This is a genomic window from Pontibacter sp. H249, from assembly GCF_037892465.1.
In the GTDB taxonomy this organism is placed as follows: Bacteria; Bacteroidota; Bacteroidia; order Cytophagales; family Hymenobacteraceae; genus Pontibacter.
Genome location: NZ_JBBKTR010000009.1, coordinates 67,773 through 93,944 on the forward strand (window position 1 = coordinate 67,773; position 26,172 = coordinate 93,944).

A 26,172-nucleotide genomic window follows, 5' to 3' on the forward strand; every position below is an offset into this window, starting at 1 on the left:
GCACAATAACGATGCGTATCTCATAAGTTTTTAAGAGGTTTACTTTGCTAAGATAGTTATTTCTGATGTTATATAGAAGCAAACGAATATAAATGGACTGGTGATGGGTTTGTAGGGTTTTTCTATCTTTGTAAGTATACGCGACATAGCCTTGGAAAATAAAAAGATCATAAAGTTGTTTAAGCTTGCGGCCGAGCTGATGGAGCTGCACGACGAGAACCCATTTAAGGTGCGTTCTTACGCGAATGCAGTAGGAGCCCTGGAACTTGTAGAGGAGCCGCTGGAGGGCATGAGCCAAAGCCAGCTGGAAAGTATACAGGGTGTAGGCAAAGGCATTGCAGCCAAGATTATAGAGATAAATACCACCGGCTCTTTTGAGGAACTGGACCAGATGCTGGCGGCCACGCCTCCGGGTGTTGTGGAGATGCTGCGCATAAAAGGCATCGGGCCCAAGAAAGTACGCAACCTCTGGAAAGAACTAGGCACCGAAACTGTGGAAGAACTGCTGGAGGCCTGCGAGCAGGACAAGGTAAGCAAGCTAAAGGGCTTTGGTGCTAAAACCCAGGAAAACATAAAGCAGGCACTGCTCTTTACACAGCAAAACCGAGGCAAGCTGTTATATGCCGAGGCAGAAGCAGGAGCAGAGACTTTGCTGCAAAGTATAAAAAACGCGCTGCCAGGTGCACAGGTAAGTATAGCAGGAGAGATGCGCCGCCGCATGGAAATCATCACCAGCCTGCAATTTATACTTGCCACGAATACGCCTGTTGCCGCACACGAGGCACTTAATGCTATTCCGGAACTTGAAGAAGATATCAAGGCATCCGGACCTTTTGCATGGCGTGGTACCTATACTTTAAATGGCCTTCATGTTGAAATAAAATTAGTGCCGGAAGAGCGTTTTGCTAATGAATTACTGCTTTGCTCATCGAGCGAGGAGCACCTGGCGCAACCGTTTACCAGCAGCACAAACCTACTTACAGTCGTACGCGAGCAAGGCTATACTTCAGAGGCGGATATCTATAAATCAGCGGGCATGGCGTACATTGAGCCTGAACTGCGCGAGGGTACCAGTGAGATACAGCTGGCACTGGAGAATAAGCTGCCTAAGCTGCTCGAGCTGTCTGACCTGAAAGGTATACTTCACAACCACAGTACCTACTCGGATGGGGCCCATACGTTAGAGCAAATGGCAACTTACTGCCGAGACTTAGGATATCAATACCTGGGCATTTCGGACCACAGCAAAACCGCTGCCTATGCCGGTGGTCTGCGCGAAGGCGATGTGCTGCGCCAGCAGAAAGAGATCGATGAACTGAACAAGAAACTGGCTCCGTTCAAAATATTCAAGGGCATAGAATCTGATATTCTGGGCGATGGCTCACTGGATTATGACAGAGATATTCTCAAAACCTTCGACTTTATTGTAGCCAGCATCCATAGCACCCTGAACATGGACGAGAAAAAGGCTACAGCACGCCTGATCACGGCTATCGAAAATCCTTACACCACCATGCTTGGCCACCCGACTGGCCGTTTACTATTGCGTCGCGAAGGTTACCCAATCAACCACAAAATGGTGATAGATGCCTGTGCCGCTAACAACGTGATTATTGAAATTAACGCCAATCCGTGGCGCTTAGACCTGGACTGGCGCCATGTGCAGTATGCTTTGGAAAAAGGCGTGATGTTAAGTATAAACCCGGATGCGCACCACACCAGCGGCTACGACGACATGATATATGGCGTGCTGGTAGGCCGTAAAGGAGGCTTAACAAGAGAAATGACTTTTAACTCCAAGCCCCTGGAGGAAGTGGAGAAGTATTTTCAAGAGCGGAAGGAGAAGATAAAGTAGACAGCAAAGTATAAACTCAGCTATAATTCCCCTCCTTGGAGGGGTAGGGATGGGTAATACATACTTTGGGCAGAGGCCCCTGTGCTATAGCAAATCACGAGCTAAGACGCTCACGCCATTATTGAAAGTTTAAAATGCCAAAAATCCTCATACTTCGTTTCTCCTCCATCGGCGATATTGTGCTGACAACGCCTGTAATCCGCTGCATAAAAGAGCAGGTGCCGGGGGCGGAGGTGCATTACTGTACCAAAAAAGCCTTTCAAAGTATACTTATCAATAACCCTTATGTTGATAAGGTGCATGTGCTGGGCGATAAGCTGGGAGATCTGGTGCAGGAGCTGAAGGCGGAGAACTTTGATTATGTAGTGGACCTGCATAACAACCTGCGCACGCGCATCATCAAAACCAGATTAGGCAAGCCAAGCCGCAGCTTCGATAAACTGAACTACGAAAAGTGGCTGATGGTGAACTTTAAGATAAACCGCCTGCCGGATGTGCATATTGTGCAGCGTTATTTAGATGCCGCTGCTGCCCTTGGCGTGAAAGACGACGGCAAAGGACTGGATTACTTTATACCTGCCCAGGATGAGGTGAGCACCCACACTTTGCCAGTTGGTTTCCAGAACGGCTACGTTGCCTTTGCCATTGGCGCACAACATTACACCAAGCGACTACCCACAGAGCGTATCATTGAACTTTGCGAACGCCTACAGCAACCAATCATACTTTTAGGAGGCAAAGAAGACGCTGCAACCGGTGAAGAAATAGCTGCACATTTTTCAATAACCAATAATCAGCAAGCAACAATCATTTATAACGCCTGCGGAAAGTATAATCTGAATGGCTCTGCCTCGCTGGTGCGGCAGGCAACGCAGGTGGTAAGCCACGATACCGGCCTCATGCACATTGCAGCCGCCTTTCAGAAAGACATCATCAGCGTGTGGGGCAACACCATTCCGGAGTTTGGCATGTACCCCTTTCGCACAAAGTATAAAGTGCTGGAAGTGCACGGCCTCAGCTGCCGCCCTTGCTCTAAAATTGGATATAAAAAATGTCCGAAGCGGCACTTTAAGTGTATGCGGGATATTTCGTTTGAGAATTTGGAGATTAAATAAAAGGAGGATAAGTGATGCCCAAGTATAATTTAGACTGGCAAGCAACCGATGCAGATTTTGCTGAAGCCATACTTTTAGCAACCGGCGGTGAGGGTGGTGCTCCTTTGCAGGAAGTGCTGTTGATGGCTGATGCTGCAGACGGTACCATTTATACTTTGAAGGAAGTGGAGGAGGCCCTGGAAAAACTAACTGCGGCAGAACTGGTGCAAATCCAGAAAAACAAGTTGGCACTTACTCCTGCTTTTATGCAAGCCTATGAAAGTTTGGAAGTTGCAGAACAGGAAGCTTTACTGGAATTGCTGCAGACATACATACTTACCGAGCAAAGTATAGATGCAGCAAGAGCAGTGCTCAAGAAATATAAGCTAAAGAATTACTATCAGCAGTATCTGGAGCAGTATGGGTAAGTAACTGGCATTGCATGGCGCATGTTTTAAGCGATAACATGACTTACGAATTACATGACAGGAAGTCTTACAAATTACAAAGACCTCGCGGTATCTTTATGACCCGCGAGCGTCTGATCCGCTACGGAGCAACATCCTTTGTAACTAGACGCTCGCAGGACCTCCGAACGCTGCGAGGTCTTTATCATCAGAAGACACAAGATGTATTGCTATAAAACAGAACAGCCGCTGAAATATAAATCCAGCGGCTGTTCTGTTTAAAGGAGAATTATCTCCAAATCTTAAGAGATCTTATCAAACCCTAAATATGGGTGCAGCACCTTTGGCATGTTAATACCGTCTGGTGTCTGGTTATTCTCAAGTATGGCGGCTACAATGCGTGGCAGGGCAAGGGCGCTTCCATTTAGTGTGTGTAGCAGCTGCGTTTTACCTGATTCTGTTTTATAGCGTAACTTCAGGCGGTTTGCCTGGTATGTTTCGAAGTTAGAGGCAGAGCTTACCTCCAGCCAACGGCTCTGTGCAGTAGAGTATACTTCCATGTCGTAAGTTAGGGCAGAGGTAAAGCCCATGTCGCCTCCGCATAGGCGCAGCACGCGGTAAGGCAGTTCCAGTTTCTGTAACAAGCCCTGTATGTAGCTGCTCATTTCTTCCAAAGCTTCATACGATTTGTCTGGAGTTGTAATGTATACAATCTCCACCTTATCGAACTGGTGCAAACGGTTCAGGCCACGTACATCAGCTCCCCAAGAGCCAGCCTCACGACGGAAGCATGGCGTGTGGCCGGTATTTTTGATCGGCAGCTGGTCTGTAGGCACAATTACATCGCGATAGATGTTAGTGATAGGTACCTCGGCAGTCGGAATCAGGTAGTAGTTATCTTCTGTAGCATGATACATCTGGCCTTCTTTGTCTGGTAGCTGGCCGGTGCCAAAGCCAGAAGCTTCGTTTACCAGAATCGGCGGCTGTATCTCCTCGTAACCCGCTTTCATGGCCTCATCTAAGAAGAAGTTGATCAAGGCACGTTGCAAACGGGCTCCCTGCTTCTTATAAACCGGGAAACCGGCACCTGTAATCTTGTTGCCAAGCTCAAAGTCGATGATGTCGTACTTCTGGATCAGCTCCCAATGCGGCTGTGCCCCCTCATGTAATTGAGGAATTTCGCCGTGTTGGAGAACTACTTCGTTGTCTTCCGCTGTTCTACCTTTAGGAACACTTTCGTGCGGAAGGTTTGGTAACTTATAAAGTGCCTGCTGTATTTCCTCCTCAAGGGCAGTTTGCTGCTCAGCCAGGGCCTTGGTCTTCAGTTTAAGTTCGGAGGTCTCTGCTTTGTACGCTTCTGCTTTTTCTCGCTCTCCGTTCTTCATCAGCATGCCTATCTCCTTGGATAGGGAGTTAGCTTTGCTCTGAAGTTCATCGTGCTCGCTCTGCACCTGGCGCCGGTGCTGATCAAGCTCCAGTAAAGCGGCAACCTCTTCGGCCGCGTTTTTGTAGTTTTTCTTGTTCAAACCGGCAATTACATGTTCGGTTTGCTCTCTTAAAACTGTTAGCTGTAGCATAGTTGGTGTTATGTATACCTACAAAAATATACTTTTTTGAGTAGTTTGAGGCATTTACGAAATCTTTTAGACAAAAAATGAAACTTTTTTCATAAAATGCTCCGTAGTATTTGTTAATTACGCGGCTTTGCAATAACATTGCACTGCAATTTTTATGAAGGCGCAATTCTGTGTCGCACAAACTCTTTCGCAACCTATTTCTATTTCCTAGTTTAAAATTGAAATCTCTCGCTGCGTTCGCCCATGCAAACCTAGCAAGTTACGTTAACTACCATACCACTATTTATGTACAACATTGAAGAATTGAAAGATAGGCTTCTTTCAGAACTCAAGGAAATTGCTGAAGATCTGGGTGTTAAGAACTTTAAGAAACTTAGTAAACAAGACCTTATCTACAAAATCCTGGATCAGCAAGCCGTTACCCCTCCCGAAAAAATTGCCAAAAAGTACAAATCTCCTGCCCGTACTTCTGAAGTCTCAGCCAACGAAGCTGAAGAAAACACAACTGTAGCTGTAGAAGAAGCCGTTGCCGAAACAGCAGCGCCTGCCCAAGCAGAGAGGAGAGCACCTCGTGAGCAAGCAAGCCGCAGAGAAAACACGGATCAAGCCTTTGCACCGGCCCCGGCTCCTTTAAAGGATCATGGCCCACAAGACCAGCCAAGAGAGCCACGTGAGCGCATTAACCGCCGCGACAACCGCACCGAAGGTCGTGAGAACCGCACTGAAGGCCGTGAGCAGCAGCGCAATGATAATCGTGGCGAGCAACGCGATAACCGCAACGAGAGCAGAGAGAACCGTTCAGAACGTAACGAAGGCCGCTCAAACGAAGCTCGTGAGCAAAGACCGGACAACCGTACCGAACAACGTGAAAACCGCACTGAGCAGCGCGACAACCGCAACGAACAGCGCGACAATCGAGGAGATAGAAACGATAACAACCCGCGTCGTAACCAGCAGCAGGTAAGCAGCAGCAACTTTAAAGAGTTCGACGGAATAATCCTAAATGAGGGTGTTCTGGAGCTGATGCAGGATGGCTACGGTTTCCTTCGTTCTACGCATTACAACTACCTTGCTTCTCCGGATGATATTTATGTATCACCGTCGCAAATAAAGCTTTTCGGACTTAAGACCGGTGATACAGTTAAAGGCCAGATTCGCCCTCCGAAAGAAGGAGAGAAGTATTTTGCCCTGCTAAAAGTAGAAACTGTAAACGGACGTACCACAGAAGAAATTCGTGACCGAATTCCGTTTCAGCACCTTACACCGCTTTTCCCGGAAGAGCGTTTAAAACTGACAACTCGCCCAAGCCAGATGTCTACGCGTATTCTTGACCTTTTTGCCCCAATCGGTAAAGGCCAGCGTGGTATGATCGTGGCGCAGCCTAAAACAGGTAAAACGGTGTTGCTGAAAGAGATTGCCAATGCTATCTCTGAAAACCACCCAGAAGTATACCTGATGATCCTGTTGATCGACGAACGTCCGGAAGAGGTTACTGATATGGCCCGTAGCGTAAAAGCAGAGGTAATCGCTTCTACGTTTGATGAGACTGCTGATCGCCACGTAAAAGTATCGAGCATTGTGCTGGATAAAGCGAAGCGTATGGTAGAGTGCGGCCACGATGTGGTTATACTTCTAGATTCTATTACGCGTCTGGCCCGTGCCTATAACACCGTAGTTCCGTCGTCTGGTAAGATCTTATCGGGTGGTGTGGATGCGAATGCCCTGCACAAGCCGAAGCGTTTCTTTGGTGCTGCCCGTAACGTGGAGAATGGTGGTTCACTTACCATTATCGCTACTGCGCTAATCGATACTGGCTCTAAAATGGACGAGGTTATCTTCGAAGAATTTAAGGGTACAGGTAACATGGAGCTTCAGCTGGATCGTAAACTGGCCAATAGAAGAATTTATCCTGCTATCGACGTTCCTGCTTCTGGTACTCGTCGCGAAGATCTGCTTATGGACAAAGACGAACTGAACCGTATCTGGATCCTGCGCAAGTTTATGTCGGATATGAATTCTGTAGAGGCTATGGAGTTCCTGAAAGACAGAATGAAAGGCACAAAGAGCAACGAAGAGTTCTTGATTTCGATGAATGGCTAAGCCCAAGCTTTAGCTTAAAGTATAAAAATCGCCTGTTGGGTATTGCACCCGGCAGGCGATTTTGTTTTTGGACTAGACATCAGACCTAGTATTGTAGAGAAGATATATAAAAAACCTACCTAAGGTGAAGCGTTAGATCAATTAGTGCAAGGGAGCGGAAAGCAAATCTTTTATTCTGCACGAAGGCCAACATTACAAAGCTCTACCACCAAAAAGAATAATTAGGCTTTAGCAGCAGGTAGTAAGTGTAGGTAACTATAAACCCAAAAACTATATGTGCAGCAATAAGGGTTAACAGGTATGTTTTTAACGGGATGATAGGAGGATTAGGGTGGAGCATGAAAAAGAAATACCACATCAGCATGGCAATGATGCCGTGCGCCAGTCCAAACAGCAACCCCCAAGATGCGGTTACAAGTCCTACTTCAGAATCCCAGAGGGCCAGGTAAACTATTGCGAAAAGTACTCCAACCAAGTAGTGTGCAAGGTTGCCTATAACCTTTGTGCTGGTTGCATCAGATAAGCTGCCATCGGGTTGGGTGCGCCTGGTCAGCATCGTACCAAGTATCCTTACCACCTTCATAACACGATGCGTCAGGAAAGAGAGCAGGTACAGAAAGGCCGTCATGGCGGCAGTTGCTGCCAGGCCAGCTGGTATGGCGTATAGGAATTTCATAGGCGGCAGGTTGTTTTCCCTGTATACGAAGTATGGCAGTTTGGTTATACTTTATAAGATATGAGCTGATACAATCATTAATATAAAAGCCAGGCTGATGCATACAGAGGATATCTTGTTCATAGCCATTGTGTTGCCGAAGCTTGCTGCACGTGCATCTTTTAAAGATTTTACTACCCAGCCTGAGAAAAAGTATACTATCGGAGCGGTGCAAAGTAAGAAGATGTAAATGTTCTGAACCTGCTCCTGCGTAAAGTATAACCACAGCAACAGCGCGGTGCCCAGCAAAAGACTGATCCCAGAAAAAAGATAAGTGCCTCTAACACCGAGAAGCAAGCTAAGCGTTCTGTCGCCACGTTGGGAGTCTTCCTGATGCTGGTAAATCTGGGTAAGCGGATAAGAGCCACACAAGAATAAAGTACTTACCAACGCAAACCATACATTGGGCTGCTGCAACACTTCTGAAGCCGTTAAACCTACCCCCACCTGCACCATAAAGTAAGTAAATGCCCCTTGAAATACGGTAACAACTAAGGTGCTAAGTATCGGATACTTTTTGAGCCGGATACCTTCATAGCTATAAGCCTTTGAAATTAAAAGGTACAGAGCAATTAAGGCTGCAAAGAGCGGAGAAAGCCACAGCGCAAGTACAACAGCCATCACATCAAAAAGCAATACCAGGTGCATAAGTTCGCGTGTAACTTTCGGAGGGCGCTCCAAGCCTCCTATGCTGCCTTCGTCGCGGTCGTAGTAGGAGTTGTAACCGTTGCTGGCAGGGTAAACGAGCAAATGCAGTATAAGAAAAACGGTTACTGCACGCCATACTTCGAAGCTTTGCAAAGTGCTCAGAGCAAACCAGAATACAGGCATCAGATACACTGAAAACGGTATCCGCATAAGTATAAGTGCACTCCGATAGCCTGTCATTTAGTTGTTAGTTAAACTCTTATTTGCTAGTTTATTCATTGTCTGGATACCCGATCAGGTAAATTACGTGCTTGCCCGGGCCTTTACCTACCCGACCTGCTTTCCAGGTATACTTTGCGCCTTTTACTTTGTTTGCAATGTTCAAAAGCTTTTTAGGCGGGTATATGCGCAGCAGCGATACGGTGCCATCCCATAAAATGCCTATAGGTATAAGTGGTATCAAATAAGTAAAAAAGAGCCTGCTTATTTTAAATGGCTTTATAAACGGAGTTATCAGAAGGATCACAATAGGGAATGTAACCCATAGCAGCAGCAGCTCAGCCCAGCTTTTTTTTGCCCCCTCAAAAATGCCAATGGCGGCACGTTTATCTACTGCATCCTGAAGTATACTTTTGGCAATGTGAGGCGGGAAATGATGGAAAGATGAGAAAATAGTGCGTACGCCATGCAGGTTTTCAGGCACGGCCAAGGCATTAACAGGATCAGGTACAAACGTAATGGCACCCTTCGACTGGTTGTAAAGGTATTCGTAAGCGTCGAGGTTGGGGTAGAGGTCGGTTAAGGTAACGCGTACAGGCATGCCTGTTCGTTTGCTTAGCGCATCGCGTATGCCTGCTATGCCACCGCCTGCTCCTGAGCAAAGGTCGGTAATGTGCTGCTGCTGCTGTGTTTTACTTAAAAGCTCCTCCAGCAGAGGCAAAGCTGCCTCGTAGGTTGATAGTGTGCTGATCATAAAACGCAGGTAGTCCTGCATGCCCTGCCGTACCACATGCGGAAACCATTGCTGGTCTTCGAGCTCGAAAAGTTGAAGGCGGATGTTCAATACCTTTTTTTATTTTAGAGTACTGAACACCCGCCTCAAAAGTTGTCAGGGTAAAAGGCGACTAGCTTATAGCATATAACCGTTTGCGCCGGCGCCAACAGTAAGGCCATCTCCGGTGTTACTGAACATTTGCCAGTATTCATCAACTGGTGTTTCAGGGTCAGGCAGCACCGAAAGTATAGTACTATCACTAAAGTATAGCATCAAAGTATAATCTTCTTGCTGCTCTATGCGCTCCATTATCAGGTTAGGGTTATCAATGGTCAGTTGGGTCAGGCGTTGGTCGCTTAAGCTGGAGCCAGGCTTTTTCCAGTCCCAGACAGGCATAGGCAGGCCGGCTTCGCGTTTGCGAATGTATACTTCGCTGTGTTTTATACTTTGGCCGTCGGGCATTTGCACCTGCCAGGGGCAGTTTACGGCTAGCGTTATTTCCCCGATGTCAAGTATAAGGCCCTGTGGTGTTGTATAATGCGTATTGCCGAAGTGGAAGTACTGTACTGCTTCGTTGCGTGTAGTTTTAGTTAGCGGTAAGCCAATGATCCTGTTAAAAGCTTTCTGAAGTGTCTGCTCCATTTTATTGTTTTAAATTCGCCTGTTAAGGCAAAGATAGTCAGCTACCTTAAAAGTATAGACTATTTACTTGCCACTAGCTAAGTTTTATGGAATTATACCCAAACTTGTGAAGTACAAAAGGTATATTTGCACTCGTTTTCACTTTATTAAAACGGAATTTAAAAGGGTCCTGCCTTTGTTTGAGAACAATGCTGAAAGAGCAAGAAAAAATAGAAAAACCGAAGAGGTCAATTTACAGAGGGATAATCAGGTTTATCTGGAGAGGCTTTTTTCTGGGCTTTGTCTTTGTAGTTGGTTATCTTTTGAGTGTGGAGCACAACATACTGTATTTGTTTGGCTCCTCTCCAAGCTTGGATAAGTTAGAGAATCCGCGCTCAGATCAGGCCTCAGAGCTTTATACTTCTGATGGGCAGTTGATAGGCAAGTACTTTAGGGAGAACCGCAGCCCGGTATCCTATAGTAAAATGTCACCTATACTGATCAAAGCTTTGATTGCAACGGAGGACGTCCGCTTTTACGAACATGCAGGCATCGACCCTGAGGCTATTGTGTCGGCTGTTTACGGCAGTTTTAAAGGCGATGCCCGTGGCGCGAGTACCATAACGCAACAGCTGGCAAAAAACCTTTACAAAACCAGAACCAACGACTCTAAAGGAGTACTCGGCCATGTGCCGGGTTTAAATATAATTATCTCCAAAACAAAAGAGTGGCTAACAGCCATAAAGCTGGAGCAGCGCTACACCAAAGACGAGATTTTGGCCATGTACCTGAATACCGTTGACTTTGGCTCTAACTCTTTTGGCATAAAAGTAGCTTCTAAAACTTTTTTTAATACCTCTCCTGATAGTTTAAAAACAGAGCAGGCTGCTGTACTGGTTGGTTTGTTAAAAGCACCTACCTACTACAGTCCAAAATTTAACCCAGAGAACGCTACGCGCCGCCGTAACACTGTGCTTGCTCAAATGGCAAAGTATAACTATTTACCGCAAGCCAAAGTCGACTCGCTAAGCCAGTTGCCGCTGGTGCTGGATTATAAAGTAGAAAACCACTATGATGGCCCGGCTACTTATTTTAGAGGCGCTGTGGCAGAATACCTGCAGGATTGGTGTAAGCAGAATGGCTACGACTTGTACCGCGATGGCTTGAAAATCTATACGACTATCGACTCCAGAATGCAGCAGCACGCTGAAGACGCTATGACTGAGCATATGCGCAAATTGCAGCGCCGCTTCGATAGCCATTGGAAAGGCCGGAACCCATGGGTTGACGAAAATGACCGTGAGATTCCCGGTTTTATCGAAACAACCATTAAGCGCACCGCTTATTACCAGCGCCTGAAGAAAAAGCATGGCAACGATACCGAAGCTATTAACCGTGAGCTGAACACGCCGCGCAAAATGATGGTGTTTACCTGGGATAACCCTGCCATGGAAAAAGAGGTAACCATGAGCCCACTGGACTCACTGGCTTATTACAAACACTTCTTGCACGGAGGCATGATGACCATGGACCCTTTTACAGGACACATCAAAGCATGGGTAGGCGGTATCAACTTTAAGTACTTTAAGTACGACCACGTAAAGCAGGCACGACGCCAACCGGGCTCTACCTTTAAGCCTTTTGTGTATGTAGCTGCTATCGACAACGGCTACTCGCCCTGCGATAAAATCGTGGATACACGCACAACCATTAACTATGTGGAGAACGGCGAGAAAAAGTCGTGGTCGCCTACCAATGCTGACTGGCAGTATACAGGTGCCCCAATGACCTTGCGCCGCGCTATGGGTAAATCTGTAAACTCTGTTACAGCACAGCTTACAGAAAAAGTTGGCTGGGAAACAGTAGTAAAATATGCTAAACGCCTCGGAATAAATAGTCCGTTGCAGGCAGTGCCTTCTATTGGCCTTGGCCCAAGCGATGTGTCAGTGTTTGATATGGTAGGTGCTTACAGTACTTTCCCTAACAATGGGTTCCATACAAAGCCAATGTTCATTACCCGCATCGAAGACCGTAATGGCAACCTGATACACCAATTTATGCCGAGGCAGAGAAAGGTGCTTAGCGAAGAAACAGCTTTCCTGATGATGCATATGCTAAAAGGCGGTATAGAAGAACCAGGAGGCACCTCGCAGGCACTGTGGGAGTATGATCTATGGAAAGGCAACGAGATAGGAGGCAAGACTGGAACCACCTCTAACCATTCTGATGGTTGGTTTATGGGTGTTACAAAAGATCTTGTTACCGGTGTTTGGGTTGGTGGCGAAGATAGAAGTATACACTTCCGTACATCTCAACTTGGAGAGGGCTCTAAGACAGCGCTGCCTGTTTTTGGCCTATACATGGAGCACATCTATAAAGACAAAGAATTGGGATATACTATGGGACGTTTCCCGGGACCTACTGTAAAGATCAGCAAAAAGTATAACTGCACAACAGTACTGCCTAGAGCTACCGAGCCAGATTCTACAGATGTGGATGCGGTGCTGGAGATTTTGAATTTAGAGAATATCCTGCAGTAAAGTATAAAGTTTAAAAAGAGAAGGGGCCTGCTATACTTTAGCAGGCCCCTTCTCTTTAGGTGTTTTTATATTCAGATGGGATCGTAGAAAGATTCTAAAGCTTCTTCTAAGTAATTAAACTCAAAGGTAAAGCCAGTTTGCAGCACTTTGTTGGCGCTTACACGTTGGCTAGCCAATACAACCTCACTCATTTCTCCCATCATCAGGTTAAGGGCAAAAGCAGGAACATTAGGCAGAACCAAAGGCTTGTGCATTATTTCAGCTAGCTCTTTTGTAAACTCCTCGTTGGTTACAGGGTGCGGTGCCACGGCATTGTATACGCCTTCATACTGTGTGTCTTCTATGGCTTTAATAAACAGGCGGCAGGCGTCATCAATATGAATCCAGGACATATACTGCTTGCCAGAACCAAGCGGTGCACCAGCCATTAACTTAACTGGCTTTGCCATCTGAGGTAGTGCGCCTCCTTTTTTACTAAGTACTATACCCATCCTGAAAATAACGGTGCGCAGGTGCAAATCGCGCATCTGCCAGGCAGCTTCCTCCCAGGCTTTACAAACTTCAGCTAAAAAATCATCCGCATACGTGCTCTCTTCAGATACTAGCCTATCGCCGGAATCGCCGTAGATACCAATGGCCGAGGCAGAAATAAACCCTTTAACATGGTTTTGAGTGCTGTCTAAGCATTTGTGGAGCAGCTTTATACTATCTACCCGGCTATTCTTAATTTCCTTCTTGCGCTCTTCAGTCCATTTTTCATCTGCCACACTAGCACCAGCTAAGTTTATAATATAATCAGCATACGATATGGCATTGTCGTCAATGTATCCGCTATCTACATCCCACTTAAACGTCTTGTAGCTAGACACTTTGTTGGGGTTTCGGCTTAGGTGTGCCACTTCATACCCTAGGTCTATCAGCATTTCAGAAAGGCGCATGCCTATTAACCCTGATCCACCTGTTATAAGTATTTTACCTGGCATAGTTAAGACTTAGAATAAGAAATATAGAAATGTTCCTATACGGATATAAGCAGATAATATGTTTTATCTTCAGCTAATTACTTAGTAAATAGCGGTATTAAGCTAATAAGAAATACTCAGAGAGCTTATTTCTTTTGAATGTGAGCAAGAAACTCATTACGGAAGTGATCTTCCTGGAATACGCCGGAGTACTCTGCAGTTATGGTGCTGCTGGTAACATCGTTTACGCCACGGCTCATTACACATAAGTGATCTGCCTCAATAACAACGGCCACGTTTTCAGTTTTAAGTGCCTGCTTCAGCTCATTTGCTATCTGCATGGTCAAACGCTCCTGTACTTGTGGTCGGCGCGCAAAATACTGCACAACACGGTTAAGTTTTGATAAACCGATTACGTGCTCATTAGGTACGTAGGCAACATGCGCCTTACCAATGATCGGAACAAAGTGATGCTCGCATGAGGAGTATACGGTAATATCCCGCTCTACCAGCATGTGGTTATACTTATACTTGTTCTCGAAGCGGCGAATGGCAGGCTTGTTGTCAGGGTGCAGCCCATGAAAGATCTCTTTCACATACATTTTCGCTACGCGGTGCGGTGTGCCTTTCAGGCTGTCGTCTGTCAGGTCGAGGCCAAGCGTATGCATTATTTCGGCAAAGTGCTTTTCTATGATAGCGATTTTCTCGCTGTCGGATAGAGCAAAAGCATCGGAGCGTAAGGGTGTTTCCAATGAACTCAGGATGTGGTCATCCATTTCATCATCGCGATTCCAATCCTGATTATCCATTGTATTCAACAAAGTTTCGTTCTGTTTCATAAAGTACTACAGCCAGCTGATAACCGGCATCTATTTTGGGACGCAGTTTGTTCCATATTACTATGGCAATGTTTTCGGCAGTAGGATTTAACTGTGCAAACTCTTCTGTGTCCAGGTTCAGGTTTTTGTGATCGAACTTAACTATGACTTCCTGCTGCACCAGGTCGCTCAGCTTTTTCATGTCGTAAACATACCCAGTGTCCGGATCTACCTCACCCGTAAGTTTTACAATAAGTTCGTAATTGTGCCCGTGGTAGTTGGGGTTGTTGCACTTCCCGAAAAAGGCGTCGTTCTGCTCATTGCTCCAGGCCGGATTATACAACCTGTGAGCAGCATTAAAATGTTCTTTTCGGCAAACGGTTACTTTCATAGTTTCACTAACAACCTGGTACAACTTATGTTTTGCCTGTTCTGCGGCCCTTATACTTTGGTTAAGCTATAAGTTTGCAAAGTTAATGTAGGTATTTCTATTCCCAAACCAAATTTTCGCTAAATTAATCCCTTGCTACATCCTGTATATCAGTCTGATTACTTAATTTAGTAGTTCACATCTAGTACAAAACATAAATTTTATTAAAGTCAGGCATGAGAATGAGAACAATTTTACTTGTAATGCTATTAATGGTGGCTGGTATTTGCCAGGCGCAACAGGTTAAGGTAGAGGAGAGCGAGCAAACAGTAAATGGGGTGTTGCGCCGTGGGCAGCAATTAACAGTGCAGCTAGATCCAAAGTTTGTTGAGAAGTACTGGAAAGACCACTTGGGTAGTAAGGCCGGTAAAGTAAAATATAGCAAAGGTGTTTATACTATAGAGAGTGCTGTTATTGATACCATTAATAGTAAGCCTATGCGTGTTCTATCTACTGTAGGGAGCGGTGCCAATGGTAGCTTTGTATGGTGGAGCCTTGACATGGGAGTAGCCTACGTAGATAAAAACGCAACTCCGCAGGAGTATGCTGCTGCAGAGAACTTTATGCGTGGCTTTGCCCGAAAAGTATACCGCGAAGATGTACTGCGCCAGATTAACGAGGCTGAAGAAGTTTTACGTGCCACAAAGCAGGAGCAGGACCGTGTTGTGAAGCAAGCCAACGACATTCAGCTGAACATCGATAAAAACAAAAAACGCAAGCAGGAGTTAGAGGCGGAGCTGGTGCGCAACGCCAATGATCTTAAGCAACTGGAGCAGGACGTAATTAACAACCAGACACAGCAGGAGGTGAGCCGCCAGCGTGTACAGGATATGGAGAAAGCTGTTGAAACTGTACGAGTAAAGCTGCAGCAAATAAAATAAGCTATTCGGTTTATACTTATGCCGGCTTGTAAATGTGTGTTGCATTTGCCAGCCGGCATAATTTTTTGTACAGGCTGTTGTATATACTTTTTCTGGGGCTTACTTCTAAAGCTTCATCCAGCGCTGTATTTCTTTATCTGCAAAATGCTCATCACGCCAGGCTACGAATTTCGTTTTGGCAGTTTTATTCTGATTTACAAACCACTCTTTTAAAATTGTTTGTGCGGCAGGGTACTTTGTCGCAAAAGCAGTTAATGTTGTAGCATCCACTGTCCGTTCGCTGGGGCGTGCCGGTACTGCTATAACGATGGGCTGTAGCTCCCCGTCTGTTTCTAGCTGAAGTATACCAAGCGGCACCACTTCCATTACTGTGCCCGGCTCTACACGTTCAGCCATTACAAGTATAGGCAAGCCATCTCCCTCTTTCCCAACCTCTGTTGACGGTATAAAACCGTAATTCCCCGGGTAAGGCAAAAATTCTGTTACTCTGTCTTTACCGGCGTTTTTAGCTTTTACAAATTCCTGTGCCTTACGGTCATACTTTAGTTGGAGGTTGTTGCCAGCTGGTACTTCAATCACTGCCTGCAGTTGTCTGCTTCCTGAGTAGGTGGGTAGGTTGGCATAATCGGTTTTACAGCTTGTAAGAAGTATAGCACTGCAAAGTAGCAGAGTGTAAAGTATAGGTTTCATGTTCTGAGCAGATTGCCTACTCCTGCAAAAGTACCAGGAGTAGTATAAATAAAAAGAGGAGCTGCGTAAACAGCTCCTCCTTACTAAAACTACGGAAAATTTATGAAAACAGGTATTCTTATCTTCTTTCTTTGATACGAGCTGCTTTTCCAGAAAGACCTCTTAAGTAGAATAGTCTTGCTCTTCTTACTTTACCTTTTCTTACTAGCTCGATTTTCTCGATAGCTGGAGAAAGAAGAGGGAAAATACGCTCAAGGCCGATTTGGTTAGATACTTTTCTAACAGTAAATGTTTCGCCGTTAGTGTTTACATTTTTGCGCTGGATCACAACGCCTTGGAACTGCTGGATACGCTCTTTGTTACCCTCGCGGATTCTTACGTGGATATTGATAGTATCACCCGCCTGGAAAGATGGGAAAGAGGCGCGCTTGTCAGTAGATTCCTGCTCAATAAATTTAATTAACTCGCTCATGATGGCTATTTTCTTAAAGTATCTTCTTCAAAATTCGGACTGCAAAGATATGTAATTATTTATTACATAAGAACATTTGCAGAAAAAAAATATAGTTTTTTGCTGCCTTTACTTCAAAACATGTAGAGAGGCAGTGTAAAAGTATAGATGGGGCTGGTTATCAGCCAATAAAATCGTCATCGAGCAAGTCTGGTCTGCGCTGTTTTGTACGCTCTATAGCCTGCTCAAAACGCCATTGTTCTATCTTGGGTGCATCTCCCGACATTAGGATATCCGGCACCTTCATGCCTTTGTACTCTGCAGGGCGTGTGTATACCGGCGGTGCCAGCAGTCCATCCTGAAAAGAATCTGTCAGTGCCGATGATTCATCGTTCAGTACACCCGGTATAATGCGAATAATGGCATCTGCCAATACCGCTGCACCCAGTTCGCCACCCGAAAGTACATAATCACCTATACTTACCTCGTGCGTAACAAACCGTTGCCTTACGCGCTCATCTACGCCTTTGTAATGGCCGCAAAGTATGATCACGTTCTGCAGCAGCGAGAATTTGTTTGCCATTGGCTGGTTCAGTGTTTCTCCGTCCGGTGTCATATAAATAATGGCATCGTAGGTACGTTCAGCCTGCAGCTCAGTAATAATTTTGTCAATGGGTTCGATCATCATTACCATGCCTGCGCCGCCACCAAAAGCATAGTCATCTATCTGGCCGTGTTTGTTAATGGCATACTTGCGCAGATCATGCACATGCACCTCCACTAAGCCTTTGTTTTGGGCTCGCTTAAGTATAGAATGGCTAAAGGGGCTTTCCAGCAGGTCAGGCTGGCAGCTGATAATATCGAAACGCATTATTTTTCCTCCTCCGCGTCGTCCTGATCGTCGGCATCTTCGGGATTGGCTGGTTCAGTATATACTTCCAGTAGTCCTTCCGGCAGATTAATGTGCAGTTCTTTGGCTTCATGGTCTGCACGTAGCAGGATTTCACCCATAACAGGTATGAGCATCTCCTGGTCCATGTAGTCCATTGCCATCAGCTGCTGCTGCGGAAGGTCATAAAACTCTTTTACAGTGCCTAGCTTGCCATGGTTCTCGTCTACCACCTGATATCCGATTACTTCATGGAAATAAAACTGGTCTTCATCCAGCTCCGGCAGTTCGTTTAGCGGCAGGTATATAGATGTACCACGCAGCGCCTCTGCCTGTTCCATCGTGTTGATATCTTCAAACCTGATGATGAAACGGCTGTTTTTTATTGGCTCCATAGAGTCAATAAAAAAAGGAATCAGTCTTCCTTTTTGCTCAAGGAAAACTGATTCCAGATCTTCATAATCTTCAGGGTAGTCTACGTCGAAAAACGCTACAACCTGACCCTTGGTGCCATGGGTCTTGACGATGTATCCTAACAGAAAGCAGGCATCAATATTCATGGCAAAGATAATTTATGCTTGCTCTTCAGTAGACTCGCCACCTTCAGCAGCTGCCTCAGGAGCTTCTTCTGTAGCCTCTTCAGCTGGAGCGTTAGCAGCAACTTTATCAGCCTCACGCTGACGGATAGCCTCTGCACGAGCTTCTTTAACTTTAGTCTCTGCCTCAAGAGCTGCTTTTCTCTGAGCCGCTTTATCAGAGATAAGACCCTGACGCTTGCTTTCGATCTTAGCTTCTTTCTCTTTCTTCCACTCCTCAAAACGAGAGTCAGCAGTTTCCTGAGAGATAGCACCTTTAATAACACCAATTTGTAGGTGTCTTCTGTAAAGGATACCTGTGTAAGAAAGCATTGCCTTAACTGTATCAGTTGGCTGAGCGCCGTTCATAACCCAAGTAAACGCTTTCTCCTGATCGAAGTCGATAGAAGCAGGGTTTGTGTTAGGATTATAAGTGCCCAGTTTCTCGATGAATTTACCATCACGTGGTGAACGAGCATCAGCTACTACGATATCGTAGATAGCGGCTTTCTTGCGGCCTCTGCGGGCCAGTCTGATTTTTACTGCCATTGTTTATAAGTAGTTAAGTCGGCGAATCCCGTCCGCCAGTTTTTAGAACCGCAAAGGTACGGATTTTATTTGGTTATCTACAAAGTTTTTAAGAATGAAAAGTATATGATACTGAGGGGGAATGCGTTCTTGTATATCAAGAATATATCTACTGACATATAAAAATAAAGCCCTCCGTTCCGGGAGGGCTCTTTTATACTTAAGCGTTGGCTTTCGCTCTTGGGGCTTTGGCAGCTTTCACCTTTACCGGCTTCAGCTTAATGATGCTCAACTTATCCAGCGTCCAGATTACAGGCCAAGTTGGATCTACTTCCCACCACTTAACACCAAAGTTGACGCGGTTAGGCAGTTTGTGGTGGTTGTTCTGAAATAACTCACCGCCTGTCAGGAAGTCGAAGAAAAGTGAGTTTCTGGATTTGTCGTTGTTGTCGAAGTTCTGATAACCATACTTATGGCCGCTCCAGTTTACAATGGCACCATGTACCGGGCCCATCAGGAAGTGGATTGGTAGCAGCAGGAACATCCACCACTGTGTTGCAAACTCAATGTAGAACAACACATAAAGTACACCCCACCCAATTCTTGAAAAGTATGAATCACCGATTCTCTCTAGTAGTGGCCATACAGGATAATTGCCTTCAAAGCGCTGCTCCGGCTCTACACGACGATTTAATACATTATTGTAAATCTTTTTTGTCTTCCACATCATGGTAAATGCATTGTTGGAGAAATGCGGAGAATGTGGATCACGCTCTGTGTCTGAGAAAGCGTGGTGCATACGGTGCAGCACAGCATAGGCGCGTGGCGACAGGAAAGATGAGCCTTGCGCAATGTATGTTAAAAGATAAAATGCTTTTTCCCAGAAAGGGTTCATCGTGAACATTTTGTGGGCGGCATAGCGGTGCAGGTAAAACGTCTGTACAAACAGCGACAGGTACCAATGCACTACAAAGAAAATAAGAATTGCCATTTAAATGATGTATAGGTGTTTAGATTATGTTAGCGGTAAAATATAGGATTGCACCGGCTTATCTGCAAAACTACATAAGCATGAATTAAAGTAAAATAGCTAGGGGTATATAAAAGTTCAGAAAGTGACAAAAATCACCTTTTCGACAGCAACTGAAGCGTTAAATTAAACTTCTGAACGGTTGCCAAACAGGAGCATCGGGAGGCGGTGCATTTACTGTTACTGGCGTTTTAAGGGTAGGGTGCTCGAATTGTAGCTGGCGGGCATGCAAAGCTATACTTTTGTCAGGTAGCGGTTGTGCTGCGCCATACTTTAAATCGCCAAGTATAACGCACTTCATGGAGGCTAGCTGTACGCGTATCTGGTGCGGCCGGCCGGTTATCGGGTTTACCTCCAGCAGGTATTTCCCATTGCTGGCACTTAGTAACTTATAATGCAGTTCAGAGCGCAGGCCACTATTATTCTCTCTTGCAAAAGCTTTGGTTACGTTTTTAGAACTATCCTTTACTAGCCAGTGTATCAGCGTGCCCTGTTCCTGTTGTGGTTTGTTCTGTACTACAGCCCAATATGTTTTCTGGGTTTTCTTGCTCCGGAAAAGTTCATTAAGCCTGGTAAGGGCCTTAGAGGTCTTTGCCATCAGCACCACGCCGCTTACTGGTCTATCAAGGCGGTGTACCACACCTATAAATACATTGCCAGGCTTGTTATACTTCTTTTTGATATACTCTTTCGCCAGGTCTGCTAAGGTAATGTCACCGGTTTCATCGCCGTGCACCAGCAAGCCAGCCGGTTTATTTACCACCAGTACATGGTTATCCTCAAAAAGAACGTCTAATTCTTTAACTCCCAAACTTTCTAACGCTTAAATTTTAGTAGGCTTCTTTCTCGCTCGGGAAATCCTTGTTCTTAACATCTTTCACGTAGTTCTGCACAGCGTCTGTCATAATTGCGTGCAAATCGGCGTAGCGGCGCAGGAAACGAGGCTTAAACTCTTTGTTAATGCCCAGCATGTCGTGTACCACCAGCACCTGTCCGTCTACATGCGGACCGGCTCCGATACCAATAATCGGAATGTGCAGTTGCTCGGCTACACGTTTTGCCAATTCTGAAGGGATTTTCTCCAGCACAATAGAAAAGCAACCTAGTTCCTGTAGCAGTAGTGCATCATCTATTAGCTTTTGTGCCTCGGCTTCTTCTTTGGCGCGTACCGTGTAAGTGCCAAACTTGTAAATTGATTGTGGTGTAAGTCCCAGATGCCCCATAACTGGTACACCTGCGCTAAGTATACGAATGATAGACTCTTTTATCTCTGCACCGCCCTCTAGCTTTATACCATGTGCGCCAGATTCTTTCATGATGCGGATTGTGGAGCGAAGCGCTTCTGAGGAATTGCCCTGGTAAGAACCAAACGGAAGATCTACAACTACAAATGCGCGGTTCACGCCTCTAACAACTGAAGAAGCATGGTATATCATTTGGTCTAACGTGATAGGTAAGGTAGTTTCATGACCCGCCATCACATTAGAGGCCGAATCGCCTACCAATAATACATCTATACCGGCTGCATCCAGAATAGTGGCCATGGAGTAATCATAAGCCGTAAGCATGGAGATTTTCTCGCCGCGCTCTTTCATGTTCTGCAGCTGGTGCGTGGTTACTTTTTTAACGTCGCTTTTATGAACAGACATAGTAATTGCAGTAGTTAAGATGTAAAGCTATAAAATCTAAAACAAAAACAGCCACATTTTGGTGTGGCTGTTTTTGTTAAAATCTATTTCGTGCTGATCTGTTTCTTGTAAGCCGCAGGTCTTGCAGCAGCGCAGACTTCGCATTAATGGTAATGTTATAACCTTGTGCGAAGCCAAACGGTATCCAGCCGATGCTCATTTCCCAGCAGTGCAGGTCGCGGTAAATCTGAAGGTTTGCATTGGCTATATTGTTATTTACAAAGTCGTAGCTAGCAAAGTAGGTTATTTTCCATTTATCGGTCAGGTTAAGAGAACCATTCATGCCTAATGTCTGGGTAATGCTATTGCCTGTATCAATGCCGTTGCGTCTAAAGTAACCAATAGTATAGTCAAAGCTTAAGGTCCACGGAATTTTAAAATCTACGTAGTCCGGCAGCAGCGGGTCCCGGTTTGCTTCATCCAGAATTGGCAGGTTATTGGAAGCGCCTGATGTTCGGGCTCCTCTTGCCTCAGGATTAAGGCTTGCACTTAACGAGAAGTTAGCATTGGTTAAGGTTGCCAGCTTTAATTTTGAGAGATCAAAAACATAATCATCTACCTGTCTGCCTAAAGAGTCGCGCTTGTACGGCTCAAAAGTAGAGTTAAAGGTTATATTAAAAATCTTGAACAGCCTAGTATTAGCTACCAGACTTATAGGTGCCAGTTTTAATGAGTCGGCTGCAAAATTGTAAGAGGTAGATATGCCCAGGTTATCAAGTATACTTACCTTCTCAAACTGGTTAGCTGTGGAGGTTGTGTCATTCCGCGTCTTCACCTTTGCCTCAATATTGTTAGACACATTAAATGTTAGCCTGCTTTGCAAACCGGTACCTGGTGCATTAGCAACGCGTGGCAGCAAGGTAAACATGTCGCGCCCTGGTGTAGGAGAAGCAGTTGTCTGTACACGCTGATAGAATCCGAAATTTTCTCTGCCAAAGTCCGGGCGCCAGCTGTAACCAATGTTCGGGCGGATCAGGTGGCGGATAGCTTCCACGCGTTTACCACCTATGTATGCTGTACCATAAATGGTAGTGCTAAGAGAGGCGTTGGCACTGTAATCGTAAATGCGTCCAAAGTTTGTGGTGTCAACATCTACCTTTCCAGAATCTGGGTTGTAGCGGAAGCTAAATCTTTGGTCGGTCCAGCTTTCTCGGTAGCTAACCGATGGCGAGAAGTTAAAATACCGCGCTACTTTATAGCTACCCAAGTTTAGTTGGAAGTTATGGTCTGCAGAACGGCGGCCATTTTTCCAAAGTTGGTTAAAATCGCTCAGGCTAATAGTATCTGCTCTGGTGTTGCCTTCAGTAACAGGTATGCCCTGAAAAGAATCGCTTGTTGCAGGTCTAACATTGGTCAGCCTGTTTTGTGCATTTACGTTATAGCCAATCGTGAATTGCTCATACCACTTACCTGTAGGCTGGTCGTTTGTGAACACCTCATAAAAGCTAATCGGTGTCATCGAGAAGTTCAGGTCTGGAAGCACAAAGTTGTAAATACCTCCGCTTGTCTGGCCCTGGGATAGTTTGGCAGTATAACTAAATGGAGTATTCTGTATTGTTTTCTGGTACGTAATGTTCGAGTTAAATGTAGGTGACAGGTACTGCGATGTACTGTTGTAGTTTATACGTTGGTGACCTGTGCTACCTGCATTCACGCTTGCCGAAAAACGACCACGGCCTGGCTTCTGTACCGGCGAGTGAGACCAGTTTATCCAGATAGTGCGCTGTGTAGGAGGTAAAGCGTTTAACAGATCGTTGGTAGAACGTGAACGCTCAATATCTGCCTCGTCATTTTTAAAGTATCGGTACGACAAGCTAAGGTTACCGCTGTAAGAATATCTGTTGCGGTAAGTATTATCCATAGTAACATTATAACCTCCCAAAGAGTATATGTCGCCAGTTAATCTTGTGCCGATGTAGTCGTTCCAGGAGAAGTAGTAGCCGCCATTGCTCAGGTAAAAGCCCTGGGCCCGCGACTCACCAAAGCTAGGTACAATTACGCCTGAAGCACGTGTTTTCTTAGGCATCGGGAACAAACCAAACAAGAAGCCTAGCGGCGTAGGAATGTCTGCCACAACCAGGTTAAAAGGCCCTGTCATCACTTTATCGTTTGGGATGCCTTTCATTTTTGAAGCACCTATAAAAAAGTGCGGGTGCTCTAAATTACAAGTAGTATACTGCGCATGGTAGCCAAAGAACTCATCGTTCTCATTCTTTTTTACTACCTCTGCATGTATGTATCCTTCACCTTGCTGCGTTACAACTTCAGATATGCGTCCTTTTTTGGTTTTGTAGTTGTAGGCAATACGCTTGGCAGCATAAGTTCCTCCCGAATCTTTAAAAACTGGTACGCCTGTTTCCTTTCCGGTAGAGTCGGGCAGGGGAGTGGCAAGCAGGGAGTTTGATTCGTAATCTATCTGAATGTAAGCAGCCTCCAGCGTCAGTTCTCCGTAGTTGATTTTGGCATCGCCGTAAAGGTTTACCACCTTGCGGTCTACCTCAAACATAATGGAGTCTCTGGCAGAATATTTGATAGTGGTCTCGATGTCGCCTTTTGGTGCCGAAAGCCTAAGCGAGTCTTGCCCGGTGGGAGGAACAGTATCCTGCTGCTGTGGAGGTGGTTGAGGTGTACGACTTTGTGGCACACGCTGACCAATTACCAGCGAGGGAGTAAGTATGGCAAACTGCAGCAGCAGTAAAAAAATCAAAATGTGTCGCAACTTCTTCAGACTTCCCTAAAGTTTTATTTATTTTGTACAAAGTTATTGTTTTAGCTTTTAACTAACGAACGTTGTGAGAAATATTGTTACTGTTTCATTTCTGGCTATCGTTTTCTTGCTTTGCTCATCCAGCACCCTAGAATTCAAGAAGGCTTATAAAGTACGCACGGTGGTGATTGATGCCGGGCACGGAGGTAAAGATGTTGGCTGTAATGGCAAATTTTCTCATGAGGCAGATGTTGCTTTGCAGTTAGCAATGCAAGTGGGCAACCTGATAGAGAAGAACTTACCAGATGTAAGGGTAGTCTATACACGTAAAACAGATACTTTTGTTGAGCTGATAGACCGTGCCGGCATTGCCAACAAGAATAACGCGGACCTATTCATCTCTATCCACTTGAATGCAGGCCCAAGTGCTGCTTATGGCACCGAAACCTATACGATGGGGCTTCATACTTCCAATGGTAACCTGGAGGTGGCTAAACGTGAGAATGCTGTAATCTTGCAGGAGGACAATTATAAAGAGAATTACGGAGGCTTTGATCCTAAGTCGCCGCAGAGTCATATCCTTTTTGCCCTGCATCAAAGTGCCCACATGGATAACAGCATACGATTTGCAGATAAAATCGAAAAGGAATTTAAACACAGAGTGGGCCGACATAGCCGTGGCGTGAAGCAGGCAGGCTTCCTGGTGCTCTGGAAATCATATATGCCAAGCGTTTTGATTGAATGCGGTTTCCTTACTAATCCCACCGAAGAAAAATTTCTTAACGATAAAACCGGCCAAACGTATATGGCATCAGGAATATATCGTGCCTTCAAAGAGTATAAGCAGGAACTGGAGGCAATGAACTAACGCTATTTAGCAACACCCCTACGTGAAGATATCCAAAGAAGTAAAAGTTGCGCTGCTTGGTATAGTGGCGCTTGTAATCCTGTATTTCGGGTTCATGTTTCTGAAAGGATCCGACCTGTTTTCCGATACCCGCAGGTTTTACGTAATCTACGATAATGTTGACGGACTGACTCCCTCTAATCCAGTTATACTGAACGGTATTCCGGTGGGAAACGTGCGTGACATGAAACTCTTGTTCGATAAACAGAATAAAATACAGGTAGAACTGGAGGTGATGAAAGAACTGCAGATCGGCGACTCTACCATTGCAGCACTCGGTAACTCAGACCTTTTGGGTAGTAAGGCTATTACACTGTACCTAGGCAACAATTCTAAAAAGTATGAAGGCGGCGAAACGCTGATCCCTTACAAAGAAAGCTCTATTACAGATATAATATCATCTAAAACAGTACCTGTTATAGACAAAGTAGATACAACGCTTGCACGTGTAAACAGGCTACTGAACAGCGAGGCAAAAGAAAATATCCAAACTATACTTGCCAACACCAGCGAAACCACAGCTGCGCTAAACGACTTGCTGCGTGCCAATCAAAGTAATATCAATGCGATTACTGCAAACGTCAATGCCCTTACCTCATCACTTCGTCAGACAGAGCGGCACATAAATCAGCTGGCCCGTAACATGACTGAAATAACCGATACGCTAAAGCAGGCTGAATTTAACAAACTGATTTCAAATGCTAATTTAGCGGTAGTAGATTTACAGTCTGCGGTTAACAAACTAAACTCCGACCAGGGTTCTATTGGAAAGCTGATGAACGATGAGCAGCTGTATGAAAATATGAACCGCTCTACAGAAGCGTTAAACCTGCTGCTGCGCGATATACAGGCTTATCCGAAGCGCTATGTAAATTTCTCGGTATTTGGCCGCAAAGACAAGTATAAAATAGATGCCACAGGCCGTGTCATCACTTTAGAAGAGGTAAAAGAGTTGCAGGACCAAAACCCAGAAGAGTTTCGTACTGTGCCGGATACTGTATATGTGCCTGTGCCAGTAAAAGGGAATAACCCTGCCGGCTCAAAATCTAATTAAGCCTTATATGT

26 protein-coding genes are annotated in these 26,172 nt (G+C 45.4%); 9 read left to right on the plus strand and 17 right to left on the minus strand.

Annotated features, from left to right (window positions below):
* Positions 1-151 precede the first annotated feature (151 nt).
* From polX to WG943_RS12460, 4 genes are all read left to right on the plus strand, one after another.
* Positions 152-1,855 carry a DNA polymerase/3'-5' exonuclease PolX gene (gene polX / locus WG943_RS12445; RefSeq protein WP_340409410.1) on the plus strand — a complete coding sequence of 568 codons (1,704 nt, stop codon included), beginning with the start codon at positions 152-154 and terminating at the stop codon, positions 1,853-1,855.
* Between the two features lie 134 nt (positions 1,856-1,989).
* The gene (locus tag WG943_RS12450) at positions 1,990-2,970 is read left to right on the plus strand and encodes a glycosyltransferase family 9 protein (RefSeq protein ID WP_340409412.1); all 981 of its coding nucleotides are present in this window, start codon (positions 1,990-1,992) and stop codon (positions 2,968-2,970) included.
* Positions 2,971-2,984: 14 nt separating this feature from the next.
* Complete coding sequence (locus WG943_RS12455; protein WP_340409414.1) at positions 2,985-3,377, plus strand: hypothetical protein; 393 nt, start codon at positions 2,985-2,987, stop codon at positions 3,375-3,377.
* A gap of 14 nt (positions 3,378-3,391) precedes the next feature.
* Positions 3,392-3,592 (plus strand): hypothetical protein, encoded by a 201-nt coding sequence (locus WG943_RS12460; RefSeq protein ID WP_340409416.1) that lies wholly within the window; start codon positions 3,392-3,394, stop codon positions 3,590-3,592.
* A gap of 66 nt (positions 3,593-3,658) precedes the next feature.
* On the opposite strand, the gene serS is transcribed toward WG943_RS12460, so the two are convergent.
* A complete protein-coding gene (serS, locus tag WG943_RS12465) occupies positions 3,659-4,933 on the minus strand; it encodes a serine--tRNA ligase (RefSeq protein WP_340409418.1) in 1,275 nt (424 codons plus the stop codon).
* 285 nt (positions 4,934-5,218) lie between these two features.
* On the opposite strand from serS, the gene rho reads away from it, so the two are divergent.
* Entirely contained in the window at positions 5,219-7,033 is a 1,815-nt protein-coding gene (gene rho, locus WG943_RS12470) for a transcription termination factor Rho (protein ID WP_340409420.1), read from the plus strand.
* 202 nt (positions 7,034-7,235) lie between these two features.
* Here rho and WG943_RS12475 read toward each other — a convergent pair whose 3' ends face one another.
* From WG943_RS12475 to WG943_RS12490, 4 genes are all read right to left on the minus strand, one after another.
* Positions 7,236-7,709: a hypothetical protein gene (locus WG943_RS12475; RefSeq protein ID WP_340409422.1), complete on the minus strand. Its 474-nt coding sequence runs from the start codon at positions 7,707-7,709 to the stop codon at positions 7,236-7,238.
* Positions 7,710-7,760: 51 nt separating this feature from the next.
* Complete coding sequence (locus tag WG943_RS12480; protein WP_340409424.1) at positions 7,761-8,636, minus strand: UbiA family prenyltransferase; 876 nt, start codon at positions 8,634-8,636, stop codon at positions 7,761-7,763.
* Positions 8,637-8,667: 31 nt separating this feature from the next.
* Positions 8,668-9,459: a class I SAM-dependent methyltransferase gene (locus WG943_RS12485; RefSeq protein ID WP_340409426.1), complete on the minus strand. Its 792-nt coding sequence runs from the start codon at positions 9,457-9,459 to the stop codon at positions 8,668-8,670.
* 66 nt (positions 9,460-9,525) lie between these two features.
* Positions 9,526-10,032, minus strand: a complete 507-nt coding sequence (locus WG943_RS12490) for a hypothetical protein (RefSeq protein WP_340409428.1) — start codon at positions 10,030-10,032, stop codon at positions 9,526-9,528.
* A 188-nt stretch (positions 10,033-10,220) separates the two neighbouring features.
* On the opposite strand from WG943_RS12490, the gene WG943_RS12495 reads away from it, so the two are divergent.
* A complete protein-coding gene (locus WG943_RS12495; protein ID WP_340409431.1) occupies positions 10,221-12,551 on the plus strand; it encodes a penicillin-binding protein 1A in 2,331 nt (776 codons plus the stop codon).
* A 71-nt stretch (positions 12,552-12,622) separates the two neighbouring features.
* Here WG943_RS12495 and WG943_RS12500 read toward each other — a convergent pair whose 3' ends face one another.
* The 3 genes from WG943_RS12500 to WG943_RS12510 form a co-directional block, all read right to left on the minus strand.
* Positions 12,623-13,534 carry a TIGR01777 family oxidoreductase gene (locus tag WG943_RS12500; protein ID WP_340409433.1) on the minus strand — a complete coding sequence of 304 codons (912 nt, stop codon included), beginning with the start codon at positions 13,532-13,534 and terminating at the stop codon, positions 12,623-12,625.
* Positions 13,535-13,659: 125 nt separating this feature from the next.
* Complete coding sequence (gene folE, locus WG943_RS12505) at positions 13,660-14,352, minus strand: GTP cyclohydrolase I FolE (RefSeq protein ID WP_340409435.1); 693 nt, start codon at positions 14,350-14,352, stop codon at positions 13,660-13,662.
* On the minus strand, positions 14,315-14,722 hold the full coding sequence (locus WG943_RS12510) for a 6-pyruvoyl trahydropterin synthase family protein (protein WP_340409437.1): 408 nt from the start codon (positions 14,720-14,722) through the stop codon (positions 14,315-14,317). The genes folE and WG943_RS12510 overlap by 38 nt, the downstream gene beginning before the upstream one ends.
* A gap of 221 nt (positions 14,723-14,943) precedes the next feature.
* On the opposite strand from WG943_RS12510, the gene WG943_RS12515 reads away from it, so the two are divergent.
* Positions 14,944-15,642 carry a DNA repair ATPase gene (locus WG943_RS12515; RefSeq protein WP_340409438.1) on the plus strand — a complete coding sequence of 233 codons (699 nt, stop codon included), beginning with the start codon at positions 14,944-14,946 and terminating at the stop codon, positions 15,640-15,642.
* A 105-nt stretch (positions 15,643-15,747) separates the two neighbouring features.
* Here WG943_RS12515 and WG943_RS12520 read toward each other — a convergent pair whose 3' ends face one another.
* The 9 genes from WG943_RS12520 to WG943_RS12560 all read right to left on the minus strand — a co-directional run bounded on the left by WG943_RS12520 (position 15,748) and on the right by WG943_RS12560 (position 24,200).
* Positions 15,748-16,332 (minus strand): inorganic diphosphatase, encoded by a 585-nt coding sequence (locus WG943_RS12520; RefSeq protein WP_340409439.1) that lies wholly within the window; start codon positions 16,330-16,332, stop codon positions 15,748-15,750.
* 118 nt (positions 16,333-16,450) lie between these two features.
* Positions 16,451-16,804, minus strand: a complete 354-nt coding sequence (gene rplS / locus WG943_RS12525) for a 50S ribosomal protein L19 (RefSeq protein ID WP_340409440.1) — start codon at positions 16,802-16,804, stop codon at positions 16,451-16,453.
* Between the two features lie 160 nt (positions 16,805-16,964).
* Positions 16,965-17,654: a tRNA (guanosine(37)-N1)-methyltransferase TrmD gene (gene trmD, locus WG943_RS12530; protein WP_340409441.1), complete on the minus strand. Its 690-nt coding sequence runs from the start codon at positions 17,652-17,654 to the stop codon at positions 16,965-16,967.
* Positions 17,654-18,232 carry a ribosome maturation factor RimM gene (rimM, locus tag WG943_RS12535; RefSeq protein ID WP_340409443.1) on the minus strand — a complete coding sequence of 193 codons (579 nt, stop codon included), beginning with the start codon at positions 18,230-18,232 and terminating at the stop codon, positions 17,654-17,656. Before rimM ends, trmD begins: the two co-directional genes overlap by 1 nt.
* A 12-nt stretch (positions 18,233-18,244) precedes the next feature.
* On the minus strand, positions 18,245-18,796 hold the full coding sequence (locus WG943_RS12540; protein WP_340409445.1) for a 30S ribosomal protein S16: 552 nt from the start codon (positions 18,794-18,796) through the stop codon (positions 18,245-18,247).
* Between the two features lie 199 nt (positions 18,797-18,995).
* Positions 18,996-19,766, minus strand: a complete 771-nt coding sequence (locus WG943_RS12545; RefSeq protein ID WP_340409447.1) for an acyl-CoA desaturase — start codon at positions 19,764-19,766, stop codon at positions 18,996-18,998.
* 160 nt (positions 19,767-19,926) lie between these two features.
* A complete protein-coding gene (locus WG943_RS12550) occupies positions 19,927-20,616 on the minus strand; it encodes an RluA family pseudouridine synthase (protein WP_340409449.1) in 690 nt (229 codons plus the stop codon).
* Between the two features lie 19 nt (positions 20,617-20,635).
* Positions 20,636-21,454, minus strand: coding sequence for a 3-methyl-2-oxobutanoate hydroxymethyltransferase (gene panB, locus WG943_RS12555; protein ID WP_340409451.1), 819 nt, complete (start codon positions 21,452-21,454; stop codon positions 20,636-20,638).
* Between the two features lie 76 nt (positions 21,455-21,530).
* On the minus strand, positions 21,531-24,200 hold the full coding sequence (locus WG943_RS12560) for a putative LPS assembly protein LptD (protein WP_340409453.1): 2,670 nt from the start codon (positions 24,198-24,200) through the stop codon (positions 21,531-21,533).
* An 85-nt stretch (positions 24,201-24,285) separates the two neighbouring features.
* On the opposite strand from WG943_RS12560, the gene WG943_RS12565 reads away from it, so the two are divergent.
* Positions 24,286-25,068 (plus strand): N-acetylmuramoyl-L-alanine amidase family protein, encoded by a 783-nt coding sequence (locus WG943_RS12565; RefSeq protein ID WP_340409455.1) that lies wholly within the window; start codon positions 24,286-24,288, stop codon positions 25,066-25,068.
* 22 nt (positions 25,069-25,090) lie between these two features.
* Positions 25,091-26,161, plus strand: coding sequence for an MlaD family protein (locus WG943_RS12570; RefSeq protein ID WP_340409457.1), 1,071 nt, complete (start codon positions 25,091-25,093; stop codon positions 26,159-26,161).
* The last annotated feature ends 11 nt before the right edge of the window (positions 26,162-26,172 follow it).